This window comes from Pseudomonas fluorescens (assembly GCF_018614775.1).
GTDB lineage: Bacteria > Pseudomonadota > Gammaproteobacteria > Pseudomonadales > Pseudomonadaceae > Aquipseudomonas > Aquipseudomonas fluorescens_BY.
Window position 1 is genome coordinate 74,060 of the sequence record NZ_JAGGOF010000010.1, and the last position, 12,929, is coordinate 86,988.

The 12,929-nt window shown below is 63.7% G+C and carries 13 protein-coding genes; 2 read left to right on the forward strand and 11 right to left on the reverse strand.

Annotated elements, in window-relative coordinates:
• Positions 1–43: 43 nt before the first annotated feature.
• From recG to exbB, 5 genes are all read right to left on the reverse strand, one after another.
• Positions 44–2,119, reverse strand: a complete 2,076-nt coding sequence (gene recG / locus J7E36_RS02815) for an ATP-dependent DNA helicase RecG (RefSeq protein ID WP_214999661.1) — start codon at positions 2,117–2,119, stop codon at positions 44–46.
• Between the two features lie 9 nt (positions 2,120–2,128).
• On the reverse strand, positions 2,129–3,049 hold the full coding sequence (locus J7E36_RS02820) for a hydrogen peroxide-inducible genes activator (protein ID WP_214999663.1): 921 nt from the start codon (positions 3,047–3,049) through the stop codon (positions 2,129–2,131).
• A gap of 260 nt (positions 3,050–3,309) precedes the next feature.
• Positions 3,310–4,068: an energy transducer TonB gene (locus tag J7E36_RS02825; protein ID WP_214999665.1), complete on the reverse strand. Its 759-nt coding sequence runs from the start codon at positions 4,066–4,068 to the stop codon at positions 3,310–3,312.
• A complete protein-coding gene (gene exbD, locus J7E36_RS02830) occupies positions 4,065–4,493 on the reverse strand; it encodes a TonB system transport protein ExbD (protein ID WP_214999667.1) in 429 nt (142 codons plus the stop codon). The genes J7E36_RS02825 and exbD overlap by 4 nt, the downstream gene beginning before the upstream one ends.
• Positions 4,494–4,499: 6 nt before the next feature.
• The gene (gene exbB / locus J7E36_RS02835) at positions 4,500–5,450 is read right to left on the reverse strand and encodes a tonB-system energizer ExbB (RefSeq protein WP_214999669.1); all 951 of its coding nucleotides are present in this window, start codon (positions 5,448–5,450) and stop codon (positions 4,500–4,502) included.
• Between the two features lie 188 nt (positions 5,451–5,638).
• Between exbB and J7E36_RS02840 the strand changes: the two genes are divergently transcribed.
• Entirely contained in the window at positions 5,639–6,496 is an 858-nt protein-coding gene (locus tag J7E36_RS02840) for an SDR family oxidoreductase (RefSeq protein ID WP_214999671.1), read from the forward strand.
• A 130-nt stretch (positions 6,497–6,626) separates the two neighbouring features.
• On the opposite strand, the gene J7E36_RS02845 is transcribed toward J7E36_RS02840, so the two are convergent.
• The 6 genes from J7E36_RS02845 to J7E36_RS02870 all read right to left on the reverse strand — a co-directional run bounded on the left by J7E36_RS02845 (position 6,627) and on the right by J7E36_RS02870 (position 11,920).
• Positions 6,627–7,367, reverse strand: coding sequence for a hypothetical protein (locus J7E36_RS02845; protein WP_214999674.1), 741 nt, complete (start codon positions 7,365–7,367; stop codon positions 6,627–6,629).
• A gap of 54 nt (positions 7,368–7,421) precedes the next feature.
• Positions 7,422–7,802 (reverse strand): RidA family protein, encoded by a 381-nt coding sequence (locus J7E36_RS02850; RefSeq protein ID WP_014340863.1) that lies wholly within the window; start codon positions 7,800–7,802, stop codon positions 7,422–7,424.
• A gap of 24 nt (positions 7,803–7,826) precedes the next feature.
• On the reverse strand, positions 7,827–9,932 hold the full coding sequence (gene spoT / locus J7E36_RS02855; protein ID WP_214999676.1) for a bifunctional GTP diphosphokinase/guanosine-3',5'-bis pyrophosphate 3'-pyrophosphohydrolase: 2,106 nt from the start codon (positions 9,930–9,932) through the stop codon (positions 7,827–7,829).
• A 60-nt stretch (positions 9,933–9,992) separates the two neighbouring features.
• On the reverse strand, positions 9,993–10,256 hold the full coding sequence (rpoZ, locus tag J7E36_RS02860; RefSeq protein ID WP_003177259.1) for a DNA-directed RNA polymerase subunit omega: 264 nt from the start codon (positions 10,254–10,256) through the stop codon (positions 9,993–9,995).
• A gap of 167 nt (positions 10,257–10,423) precedes the next feature.
• On the reverse strand, positions 10,424–11,044 hold the full coding sequence (gene gmk / locus J7E36_RS02865) for a guanylate kinase (protein ID WP_214999678.1): 621 nt from the start codon (positions 11,042–11,044) through the stop codon (positions 10,424–10,426).
• A gap of 12 nt (positions 11,045–11,056) precedes the next feature.
• Positions 11,057–11,920 carry a YicC/YloC family endoribonuclease gene (locus tag J7E36_RS02870; protein WP_214999680.1) on the reverse strand — a complete coding sequence of 288 codons (864 nt, stop codon included), beginning with the start codon at positions 11,918–11,920 and terminating at the stop codon, positions 11,057–11,059.
• A 276-nt stretch (positions 11,921–12,196) separates the two neighbouring features.
• Between J7E36_RS02870 and rph the strand changes: the two genes are divergently transcribed.
• Positions 12,197–12,919: a ribonuclease PH gene (gene rph, locus J7E36_RS02875; RefSeq protein WP_214999683.1), complete on the forward strand. Its 723-nt coding sequence runs from the start codon at positions 12,197–12,199 to the stop codon at positions 12,917–12,919.
• Positions 12,920–12,929 lie beyond the last annotated feature (10 nt).

Below are 12,929 nucleotides of genomic sequence, written 5' to 3' on the forward strand. Positions count from 1 at the left end.
AACCAGCTTGCCCGGCACGCGGGACTTGAAACTGCGAGCGTGCTCACACTTGGCCGTATTGCTGCCCATGGCGTAGCCAGCGGTCCAGCAGCGGGCTGACGTGATCGGGCCAGCGTTCCAGCAGGGCCTGGGCGGCGTCGCGCACGGCCGGGAGCAGGTCGGCGTCACGCATCAGGTCGGCTACCTTGAATTGAAGCAGACCGGTCTGGCGCGTGCCGAGCATTTCACCGGGGCCGCGCAATTCAAGGTCTTTTTCGGCGATGACGAAGCCGTCGTTGGTTTCGCGCATGATCCCCAGCCGCTGGCGCCCGATCTGCGACAGCGGCGGGTGATACAGCAAGACGCAATGGCTGGCGGCGCTGCCCCGGCCGACCCGGCCGCGTAGCTGGTGCAACTGTGCGAGACCCAGGCGCTCGGGGTTTTCGATGATCATCAGGCTGGCATTGGGCACGTCCACGCCGACTTCGATCACGGTGGTCGCGACCAGCAATTGCAGGGCACCGGCTTTGAATTCGGCCATGACGGCGGCCTTCTCGGCGGGCTTCATGCGGCCGTGGATCAGCCCGACCTTCAATTCGCCAAGGGCGGCGGTGAGGTCTTCATAGGTGGTCTCGGCCGCCTGGCAGGTCAGTTCTTCCGACTCTTCGATCAGCGTGCACACCCAATAGGCCTGCCGCCCTTCGGCACAGGCCCCGCGCACCCGCTCGATCACTTCGACCCGCCGGGTGTCGGTGACCAGCACGGTATTGACCGGTGTGCGCCCGGGCGGCAGTTCGTCGAGGATCGAGGTGTCGAGGTCGGCGTAGGCGCTCATGGCCAGGGTCCGCGGGATCGGTGTGGCGGTCATGATCAACTGGTGAGGGCACATCCGCCCACCGACGCCTTTCTGCCGCAGGGCCAGGCGCTGTTGCACGCCGAAGCGGTGCTGTTCGTCGATGATCACCAGGGCCAGGTTCTTGAACTGCACTTCGTTCTGGAACAGCGCGTGGGTGCCAACCACCATCGGCGCACCCTCGGCGATCTGCGCCAGGGCGGCGGCGCGGTTCTTGCCCTTGAGCTTGCCGGCCAGCCAGGCGACTTCGATGCCCAGCGGTTCGAGCCAGCGTTGGAAGGTGATGAAATGTTGCTCGGCGAGAATCTCGGTGGGCGCCATCAGCGCCACCTGGTAACCGGCCTCCAGGGCCTGGAGCGCAGCGAGGGCGGCGACCACGGTCTTGCCGGCGCCGACGTCACCCTGGATCAGCCGCAGCATGGGTTCGGGCTGGCTCAGGTCGTAGGCGATTTCGTTACCGACCCGTTGCTGGGCACCGGTGGGGTTGAAGCCCAGGTTGCGCAGGTATTTGGGCGGCAGCACGGTGGCCTTGGGCATGGCCGGTGCGCGCAACGAACGCAGGCTTTCGCGCAGGCGCTGCTGGGACAGTTGATGGGTCAGCAGTTCTTCGAAGGCCAGGCGATGCTGGGCCCAATGATGACCCAGGGCGAGTTCGTCGACATCGGCATCGGCCGGCGGGTTGTGCAGGTAGCGGATCGCGTCGGCCAGCGGCGCCAGTTGGTAGTCCCGGGCCAGTTCGGTGGGCAGCCAGTCGGGCAGGCTGCTGGGGCCGAGCAGGGTCAGGGTCTGCATGCACAATTGGCGCAGGCGCTGTTGGGTCAGGCCTTCGGTGAGCGGATAGACCGGGGTCAGGGTTTCATCCACCGGTGGCGGTTCGTCGCCGGTAATGGCGCGGTACTCGGGGTGGTAGATTTCCAGCCCCGATGCACCGGGCCGCGCTTCGCCGTAACAGCGAATCCGCGTGCCGCGCTTGAGGCCTTCTTTCTGCGCATTGCTGAAATGGTAGAAGCGCAGGCTGAGCCCGCCGGTGCCGTCTTGCATTCGCACGACGAGGCTGCGACGCCGGCCCATGACCACGTCGGCGCCGCTGACGGTGCCTTCGACCACCGCGTCCTGGCCCGGGCGCAAATGACCGATGGGCACCACGCGGGTGCGGTCCTGGTAACGCAGCGGCAGGTGAAACAGTACGTCCTGGAGGTTTTCCAGGCCGACCTTGGCCAGTTTTTCGGCCATCGCTTCACCGACACCCTTGAGTGCCGTGACCGGTACGTTCGACAGCTCAGTCATGGCACCGACTTACTTGGCAGCGGGCGGCTTGGCCACGGAACACAAGCGGATCGAGTCAGCGAGGATCTCGATGGCCTTGGGCCGCGGGAAACTGGCGCGCCAGGCGATGGCAACGGTGCGGAACGGCACGGGCGCCGAGAGCGGACGGACTTCGATCACGCCTGGGGCATAGTGATGGCTGTCCACCGCCGACAGCGGCAGGATCGAGATGCCCAGGCCGGAAGCGACCATGTGGCGGATGGTTTCCAGGGAGCTGGATTCCACCGTGGTGTGCTTGGCGCCTTCGCTGCCCTTGGTCAGGGTCGGGCAGGCTTCGAGCACCTGGTCGCGGAAGCAGTGACCCTCGCCGAGCAGCAGCAGGCTCTTGTCGTTGAGCAGGCCGGCGTCGATGGACTTTTTCTGGGTCCAGGGGTGCTGGGCCGGCATCAGGACGTAGAACGGCTCGTCGTAGAGTTGCAGGGTCAGGACGTCGGGTTCGTTGAACGGCAGGGCGATGATGATCGCGTCCAGTTCGCCGTTGCGCAGTTTGTCGCGCAGCACATGGGTGAAGTTTTCTTCGATGTACAACGGCATCTGCGGGGCGACCCGGTGCAGTTGCGGAATCAGGTGCGGGAACAGGTAGGGGCCGACGGTGTAGATTGCGCCGACCTTCAGCGGGGCGGTGAGCTGGTTCTTGCCAGCCTGGGCCAGTTCGCGGATGCCCTGGGCCTGTTCCAGCACTTTTTGCGCCTGGGCAACAATGCCTTCGCCCACCGGCGTCAGGCGCACGGCGCTCTTGCTGCGCTCGAAAATCAGCACACCGAGTTCGTCTTCGAGCTTTTTCACGCCCACCGACAGCGTCGGCTGGCTGACGTGGCAACGTTCAGCCGCGTGGCCGAAGTGCTGCTCTTGGGCGAGGGTGACGATGTAGCGTAATTCTGTGAGGGTCATGGCGAGCGTCCGTGAAGTTGCGAGCCAAGCATACCGGCTGCAATCGATAGACGCACGTTATCAGACTGAGGGCGCGGTGCGACACTGGGTAATGTCTGTTGGGTCATTGCCGGATATGTTGATCGTTCCCACGCTCCTGCGTGGGAACGCAGCCCGTGACGCTCTGCGTCACACCTGCTTGCGGCGCGCCAGGGTTGGAACGCGGAGCGTCCCTTGAGGCATTCCCACGCAGAGCGTGGGAACGATCCACGGAGGAGGACTCAGCGTCGGCGCTTGTCGATCGAGTACACAAACGGTGCCGTCAGTTCGATGGTGCCGTTGGTCAGCAACTCCGGCGGTGGCTTGGGCAGCGGTTGGGCGCGGCGGATCATTTCCAGGGTCGCCCGGTCCAGGGAGTCGGTGCCTGCGCTGCCCACCAGTTCGTAGGACAATACGTTGCCATTGGCATCCACCACGAAGCGCAGGCGGCTGGTGCCTTCCTTGTTCATCTGCAGGGCCCGGGGCGGGTACGTCTTGTACTTGCCCAAGTGAGACAGCAGCGTGTTCTGCCAACTGGCTTTGACGGCCGCCTGCGCAGGCGAAGGCCCAGGGGCCGGTTGCGCGGATTTCTCGGTTGGCGCAGGCGTTGGCGGGGTATCGCTCGGCTTCTGCTCCGACGGTTGTTCCTTCGGCGGCTCCGGCTTCTTCTCCTCCACCGGCTTGGGTTTGGGCGGTTGCGGCTTGGGCTTGGGCTTGACCGGCTTGGGCACGGCAATCTCGGCCTTCGGCGCTTCGGCGAGCTTGGGCAGCGGCAGCTCTTCGATCGGCTCTGGCGGTTTCGGTGGCGTGACGACTTTCGGTGGAGCTGGCGGTGGCGGTGCGGGCAGCGGTGCCAGCTCGACCATCATCGCCTGGGGGGGCAATTCGATGGGCGGGCGGGACGTCCAGTTCAGCGTCAGCGCGATGGCGAGCGCATGCACGCCCAGCACCACGGCCAGGCTACCGCTGTAACGCGTCAGCTTTTGGCGCGTTGTGATCATTTTTTCGGCGCCGTCTCGAGTCCGACCAGGCCGACCTTCAAATAGCCGGCGCCACGCAGGGCGTCCATCACGTTCATCAGGTCGCCATAGTCGACGCCTTTATCGGCCTGGAAGAAAATCGTCGTGTCCTTCTTGCCCCGGGTCTTGGCATCGAGGGTCGCACCGAGGTTCTCGGTCTTGACCTCGTCTTCGCCGAGGAACAGGCGCTGGTCGGCCTTGACGCTGAGGAACACCGGTTTTTCCGGGCGCGGTGATGGCTTGGCCGTGGACGCCGGCAGATCGACCTTGATGTCCACGGTGGCGAGCGGGGCGGCGACCATGAAGATGATCAACAGCACCAGCATCACGTCGATGAACGGCGTGACGTTGATTTCGTGATTCTCGGCCAGATCGTCGTCTGCGCCTTCTTTCAAATGCAGGCCCATGGTCGTTTACCCCACTTTCACCATGTGCGGCTGCGAACCACGCTCGGGCGGCAGGTGGTCGAGGTCACGGCTGACCAGCAGCAGGACTTCGGCCGAAGCGTCGGAGACCTGGGCCTTGTAGCCGGCAATCGAGCGGGCGAAGACGTTGTAGATGACCACGGCCGGGATCGCCGCGACCAGGCCCAGCGCGGTCGCCAGCAGGGCTTCGGCAATGCCGGGCGCGACGACGGCGAGGTTGGTGGTCTGGGTCTTGGCGATGCCGATGAAGCTGTTCATGATGCCCCATACGGTACCGAACAGACCTACGAACGGCGCGGTGGAACCGATGGTGGCGAGCACGCCGGTGCCGCTGCTCATGTTGCGACCGCAGGCGGCGACCAGGCGCTCCAGGCGGAAGCTGACCCGTTCCTTGATGCCTTCTTTCTCGCGGCTGTTGGCCGACAGGCGCATTTCTTCCAGCGCGTCGTGTACCAGCAGGTTGGCGAGGGTGCCTTCTTTAGCGGCGGTGGCGCTGGCTTCTCTGAGGGTGGTGGCCTTTTTCAGGGCGGCGATTTCACCCCGCAGGCGGCGCTTGGCGCCCAGCAGCTCGAAGCCTTTGGCAATCCAGATGGTCCAGGTGATGATCGAGGCGATGGCCAGGCCGATCATCACGATCTTGACGATGATGTCGGCGTTCTTGTACATGCCCCAGGGCGACAGGTCGTGGGCCATGCCCAGGGAATTGTCGGCTTCGAGCACTTGCGGCGCATCGACCTGGACCGGTTCAGCGGCCACTGGCGTTGCATCGGGGGCGGTGGCCGCGGCTGGAGCCTGGGTGGCCGTCGGCGGATTGGCCGGCGCCTGGGCATCGGCGAAGGCGGCGGCCGGCGCCAGCAACAGACTGAGCAGCAGGGCTGCCATGGCGCTCCAGGCGCGAGGTCGGTGGGTTGGCGAAGCGGAGGATAGAAAGTGTTTCATGCTGGCCGGACCTGAGAGGAAAAGACGGTTGATGTTCTTCCAGGCCTCGTGGGGGCCGAGAACAAAAGTGGCGTACATTATTGCAAGTAATTCTTGTTAACAAAAGTAATACTGTAACTTTTTTCTCACTTCGCTGGCCGCTCATCCCCTCCGAGGGCTAGTCTGCGGCTTTACCAGAGGAGATATTGATGTCCGCTTCTTCTGTTTTGATCGCCGGCTGCGGTGATATCGGCGGTCGCCTGGCTCGCCAGCTTGTGGCTGGGAATTGGCAGGTCCACGGTCTGCGGCGCACGGTTGCGCGCCTGCCCGCAGGGGTGATGGGCGTAGCCGGTGATTTGTTCAGCGAGCGATGCCCGGCCGATTGGCCCACCGGCCCGCTGGATTACCTGGTCTACAGCGTCGCCGCCACCGAGCATGACGAGGCCGGTTATCGTGCGGCTTACGTCGACGGGCTGCAGCATGTGCTGGGCTGGTTGAAGCAGCACGGCCAGCGGCCCAAGCGCCTGCTTTTTGTCTCCAGCAGCAGCGTCTATGGGCAGCAGCAGGGCGAGTGGGTCGATGAAACCTCCGTCACCGAGGCCGGCGGTTACTCCGGCCGGCTGATGCTCGAAGCCGAGCAAGTGGCGCTGGGCAGCGGCATCCCGGCGAGCCGCGTGCGTCTTACGGGCATCTATGGGCCGGGTCGTGAGTGGCTGCTGAGCCAGGTGCGCCAAGGCTATCGCGTGGTGATCGACCCGCCGTTGTATGCCAATCGCATCCACGCCGACGATGCGGCGGGGTTGCTGGCGTTTCTGCTGGAGGCGGATCGCCAGGGCAAGGCGCTGGACGACTGTTACATCGGCGTCGATGACGCGCCCGCGCCGCTGGCCGAAGTGGTGGGCTGGTTGCGCGAGCACATGGGGGTGACCCAATGGGCCGAAGACGCCAGTGTGCGCCGCGCTGGCAGCAAACGCTGCAGCAACGCCCGGGCGAAGGCGCTGGGCTGGACGCCGCGGTATCCGAGTTTTCGCGAGGGGTATGCGGCGATTCTGGAAGGGCGCTGCTGATTTTCAGATACCCGGATGCACTTGTGGGAGCGGGCTTGCTCGCGAAGGGGACCCGGCATCCAACATCTTCGTTGGCTGGAAGGACGCTTTCGCGAGCAAGCCCGCTCCCACACTGGGATTTCTGTTTGGGTTACTGCTTTTCCAGCACCCACTGCCGCGTCCCCGGCGTGAACGAGGGCATTTCATCCGCCAGCGCGGCGTTGATGGTCTGGAAGATCTCCAGCTTCTTGCCGTCGCGGGCGAAGATCCAGGTGTTGCCCTGGCCGTTCTGTTGCAGCCAGATGTTGTCGTTGCCGCCGCTCATGGAGGCGCAATCGCCGGCCAGGCACAGGGCGTAGCGATCGGCGCCCGGCAGGCCGCTGACCTGGCCGTTCGGCTGGAACTGCACCGCCGCGCCTTGGCCGGGGCCGTTGACGATGTGCCAGGTGCCACCGAGGTAGGCGGCATACAGCGCTCGCTCGAAGCTGGCGCCGATGGGGGCGCCTTCCGGGACCTGGATGGACGCGCGGTCGAACACTTGCTGCGGCTCGTTCTCGTTGGCGGCCTGGCTCAGCCGGTCGCCGTCGCGTTTCAGCTCGCTGGCGGCACTGCCGTAGAAATCGACTTTCCAGGTGCCATCTTCTTCGCCCAGCAACTTGCCTTCGACGTTTTCAAAGCCGTTGGTGTAGCGTGCCTGGCCAGCCCGGGTGTTGATGTCCCATTCCAGGTTCGGGCCATAGCCCTGCAATGCCTCGCGAAGTGCGCCACCCTTGGCGGCAGCGTCGATGGCGGCCTGGTTGATCCAGGTGCCGCTGATGTCACGGTCGGCGGGGTCGCTGGCACAGCCACCCAGGAGCAGGGCGACCAGCGAAAGAGCAAGCGCGTTGCGCATGGTGGAATCCTTTCAAGACGAAAACGGCGCAGCGCGGTGGCTGCGCCGGCCTTATTACTCGATGACCAGGATGGCGTCCATCTCGACCTGGGCGCCCTTCGGCAGGGCGGCCACGCCGATGGCGGCGCGGGCAGGGTAAGGCTGGTCGAAGTACTTGCCCATGATCTCGTTGACCTTGGCGAAGTGGCTCAGGTCAGTGAGGAAGATGTTCAGCTTGACGATGTCCTTGAACGAACCGCCGGCGGCTTCAGCCACGGCCTTGAGGTTTTCAAAGACCTGCACGGTCTGGGCTTCGAAGCCTTCGACCAGTTCCATGGTTTTCGGGTCCAGGGGGATCTGGCCTGACATGTACACGGTGTTGCCGGCCTTGATTGCCTGGGAGTAGGTGCCGATGGCGGCCGGGGCCTTGTCGCTGGTGATAACGGTCTTGGTCATGAATGACTCCTTGTAATGAACAGGCTACGCGCGCATCCGGGTGATACGGATGACCCCGGTCAGGGCGCGCAGTTTCTTGATCACGCGGGCCAGGTGCACGCGGTCGTGCACGCTGACCACCAGCTGGACGACGCTGATGCGGCCGTCGCGTTCGTCCATGCTGATTTTTTCGATGTTGCCGTCGGCGGCATTGACGCTGCTGGCCAGCAAGGCGATCAGGCCGCGCTGGTGCTCCAGTTCGACCCGCAGCTCGACGTTGAATTCGCCGGTGACATCCTTGGCCCAGGAAAGCTGGATGCATTTTTCCGGGTTATGACGGATTTCACTGATGTTGCGGCAGTTGTCCAGGTGCACCACCATCCCCTTGCCGGCGGACAGGTGACCGACAATCGGGTCGCCCGGGATCGGCGTGCAGCATTTGGCGTAGCTGAGCACCAGGCCTTCGGTGCCGCGAATCGCCAGCGGGCCTTCGGGGCTTGGCAGCTGTTCGCCTTCGCCCAGCAGGCGGCGGGCGACGACATAGGCCATGCGATTGCCCAGGCCGATGTCTTCGAGCAGGTCTTCGATCAGTTCGAGGCGATACTCGTGGAGCATCACCTGCACGCGTTCGGTCGGGATCTTGTCGAGCGAGCTGTCGAAACCGTTCAGCACCTTGTTCAGCAGCCGTTCGCCGAGGTTGATGGACTCGGAGCGGCGTTGCAGTTTCAAGGCGTGGCGGATGTGCGTGCGTGCCTTGCCGGTAACGACGAAGTTGAGCCACGCCGGGTTCGGCCGGGCGCCGGGGGCGCTGACGATTTCCACCGTGGAGCCGCTTTGCAGCGGTTCGGACAACGGTGCGAGACGACGGTTGATCCGGCAGGCGATGCAGCTGTTGCCGACGTCGGTGTGCACCGCGTAGGCAAAGTCCACGGCCGTGGAGCCCTTGGGCAGCTCCATGATCCGACCCTTGGGCGTGAAGACGTAGACCTCGTCCGGAAACAGGTCGATCTTGACGCTTTCGATGAATTCCAGGGAGTTGCCGGCCCGTTGCTGCATTTCCAGCACACCCTTGACCCATTGTCGGGCCCGGGCGTGGGTGCTCTTGGGTTGCTCGTCACCGCTGGATTTGTAGAGCCAATGGGCAGCGATGCCGTTGTTGGCCATTTCTTCCATTTCGCGGGTGCGGATCTGGATCTCGATCGGTACGCCGTGCATGCCGAACAGGGTGGTGTGCAGCGACTGGTAGCCGTTGGCCTTGGGGATTGCGATGTAGTCCTTGAAGCGCCCCGGCAACGGCTTGTACAAATTATGTACAGCGCCCAATACGCGGTAGCAGGTATCGACCTTGTCGACGATGATCCGGAACGCATAGACGTCCATGATCTCGTTGAAGGCCCGGCGTTTGCCGCGCATTTTCTTGTAGATGCCGTAGAGGTGTTTCTGCCGGCCGCTGACTTCGCCTTCGATGCCGTCGATGGCCAGGCAGTGGCTCAGCGACTCTTCGATCTTGTTGACGATTTCCTTGCGGTTGCCCCGGGCGCGCTTGACGGCCTGGTTGATCCGCGCCGAACGCATCGGGTGCATGGCCTTGAAGCCTAAGTCTTCGAACTCGATGCGGATGGCGTGCATGCCCAGGCGATTGGCGATGGGCGCGTAGATTTCCAGGGTTTCCTTGGCGATGCGCCGGCGTTTTTCGCCGGACAGCACTTCAAGGGTGCGCATGTTGTGCAGGCGGTCAGCGAGCTTGACCAGGATCACGCGAATGTCGCGCGCCATGGCCATGGCCATTTTCTGGAAGTTTTCGGCCTGGGCTTCGGCCTTGGTCTCGAAGTTCATCTGGGTCAGTTTGCTGACCCCGTCGACCAGTTCGGCCACGGTTTCGCCGAATTGCGCTTGCAGCGCTTCCTTGGCAATGCCGGTGTCTTCGATCACGTCATGGAGCATGGCGGCCATCAGGCTCTGATGGTCCATGTGCATGTCGGCAAGAATATTCGCCACCGCAAGCGGGTGCGTGACGTACGCCTCGCCGCTGCGGCGGCGCTGGCCGTCGTGGGCTTGTTCGGCGTAGAAATAGGCTCGGCGGACCAGGTTGACCTGGTCCGTGCCGAGGTAGGCCGATAAGCGATCGGCGAGGGCGTCTATGCTCGGCATGATGATGACTCCTGCCGTCTGCTGTGACCCCGCGCCGTGCTACGTCGACCAGGCATAGGCTTAGACCGCCTCGTTGGACTCGTCCTCGAACGCTGCGAACAGCGGTTCGTCTTCGACGATTTCAGCGTTGGCGATGAACTCGTAGCTCATCAGGCCTTCAGCGATTTCACGCAGCGCTACCACGGTAGGCTTGTCGTTTTCCCACTGGACCAATGGCTCTTTGCCGCCGGTGGCCAGTTGACGGGCACGCTTGGTAGAGAGCATGACCAGCTCAAAGCGGTTTTCCACGTGTTCTAGGCAGTCTTCAACGGTTACGCGGGCCATGGTATTCCTCGGAGCGAATGCAATATGCGCGCTGCCCGGTTGGGCGAGCGGACTCGACAGTTTAAAAAAACACCAGCGTTTAGGGAAGCGCTGATTTTTTGACCAAACTCCTCGACGCGCTGCGAGTACCAATGTAAAGCCCTCGCAGCGGTTTTGGGAAGGGCTGTTCAGCCCAGCAGTTCGGCCAATAATTTACCGAAACGTTGCTGCTGGCGTTTCTGCTGCAGCTGGCTGGCGCGGAAAATCGCTTTCAGATCGTCCAGTGCGTGGGCGAAATCGTCGTTGATGATCAGGTAGTCGTAGTCAACGTAGTGGCTCATTTCGCTGACCGCTTCACGCATCCGACCTTCAATGATCTCGTCGCTGTCCTGGCCGCGGTTGGTCAGGCGCTGGCGCAATGCCTGCTGGCTCGGCGGCAGGATGAAGATCGAACGCGCCTGAGGCATCAGTTTGCGCACCTGCTCGGCGCCTTGCCAGTCGATTTCCAGGATCAGGTCGTGGCCTTCATCCAGGGTCTGCTGCAGGTAACTTTGCGAGGTGCCATAGAGGTTGCCGAAGACTTCGGCGCGCTCGAGGAAATCACCGTGTTCGGCCATCTTCACGAATTCTTCGCGGTCGACGAAGTGATAGTTCACGCCGTTCATTTCGCCCGGGCGCATGGCGCGGGTGGTGTGGGACACCGAGACGCGGATGTCCGGCTCGGCGTCGATCAGGGCCTTGACCAGGCTGGTCTTGCCGGCGCCCGAGGGCGCGGAAATGATGTAGAGGGTGCCGGTGCTGTGGGTCATGTCGGGTTAGCCTTACTCAATGTTCTGTACTTGTTCGCGCATCTGCTCGATCAACACCTTGAGGTTGACCGCAGCCTGGGTGCTGCGCGGGTCGAAGGCCTTGGAGCCCAATGTGTTGGCTTCGCGGTTGAGTTCCTGCATCAGGAAGTCCAGGCGGCGCCCGGCCGCGCCACCGGACTTGAGCACCCGGCGAACTTCGATGATGTGGGTGCTCAGGCGGTCCAGTTCTTCGGCCACGTCGCTTTTCTGGGCGAGCATGACCATTTCCTGCTCCAGGCGTTGCGGGTCCAGCTCGGCCTTCATGTCGGCGAAGCGGTCGAGGACTTTCTGGCGCTGGGTGGCGAGCATCTGCGGGACCAGCTCGCGCAGGGTGGTGACGTCGGCCTCTATGGCGGTCAGGCGCTCGTTGATCAGCCGGGCCAGCTCCGCGCCTTCGCGCTCGCGACCCGCCTTGAGTTCTTTCAGGCCCTGGTTGAACAGCGCCAGCGCCTCGGCGTTCAGCGCTTGCGGATCGCTGGCGTCGCCCACCAGCACGCCGGGCCAGGCCAGCACTTCCAGCGGGTTCAGGGCCGCAGGGTTCTGGATCAGGCTGGCGACGGTTTCGGCGGCTGCAACCAGTTGCGCGGCGCGCTCGCGGTCGACTTGCAGCGTTTTGCCGGTGCTTTCCTCGGTAAAGCGCAGGGTGCATTCCAGTTTGCCCCGGGACACGCCCTGGCGCAGGGCTTCGCGCACGCCGCCTTCCAGGTCGCGGAAGGATTCAGGCAAACGCAGGTGCGGTTCCAGGTAGCGGCTGTTGACCGAGCGCAGTTCCCAGCTCAGCGTGCCTTGGGCCCCGGCTTTTTCGACGCGGGCGAAGGCGGTCATGCTGTGCACCATGGAGGTTCCTCGCAATGCAGGCCGGCACGACATGAGATCGTGACGCCTGGAAACTGTGGATTGAAGCCCGAGGGCTGCAAAGGCGCAGGATTGTAGCGCAGTGAGGCGCATGCCCCCAAACCGCGCCAATGACAAAGCGCTGCAGCCCGTCGGCCGGGCCTTTGAGGGGCTGCGCGGGCCCGCGCTTTTTGGAACTGCGCTACGTTTAGACTGCCCTATAACAGCACACGGCTTTATAATGCCGGCAGTTTTCCGTCCCCTGTACAGGTGTTCCCTATGAAACGTCCAAGTGGTCGCGCTGCCGATCAGCTCCGCTCGATCCGCATTACCCGCAACTACACCAAACACGCCGAGGGGTCTGTACTGGTCGAGTTCGGTGATACCAAGGTGATCTGCACCGTCAGCGTCGAAAACGGCGTGCCGCGGTTCCTCAAGGGCCAGGGCCAGGGTTGGCTGACCGCCGAGTACGGCATGCTGCCGCGCGCCACCGGTGAGCGGAACCAGCGCGAGGCCAGCCGTGGCAAGCAAGGCGGGCGCACCCTGGAAATCCAGCGCCTGATCGGCCGTTCGCTGCGCGCAGCCCTGGACATGTCCAAACTGGGGGACGTGACCCTGTATGTCGATTGCGACGTGATCCAGGCTGACGGCGGCACTCGCACGGCGTCCATTACCGGTGCCATGGTCGCGCTGGTCGATGCCTTGAAAGTGATCAAGAAGCGTGGCAGCCTCAAGGGCGGCGACCCGCTCAAGCAGATGATCGCCGCGGTGTCCGTGGGCATGTACCAGGGTGAGCCGGTCCTGGACCTGGACTACCTGGAAGACTCGGCGGCCGAGACCGACCTTAACGTGGTCATGACCAGTGCCGGCGGCTTCATCGAGGTCCAGGGGACTGCCGAAGGCGCGCCGTTCCAGCCGGAAGAATTGAACGCTATGCTGGAATTGGCGAAGCACGGCATGAGCCAGATCTTCGAACTGCAAAAGGCCGCGCTGGCCGACTGATCGATGCACG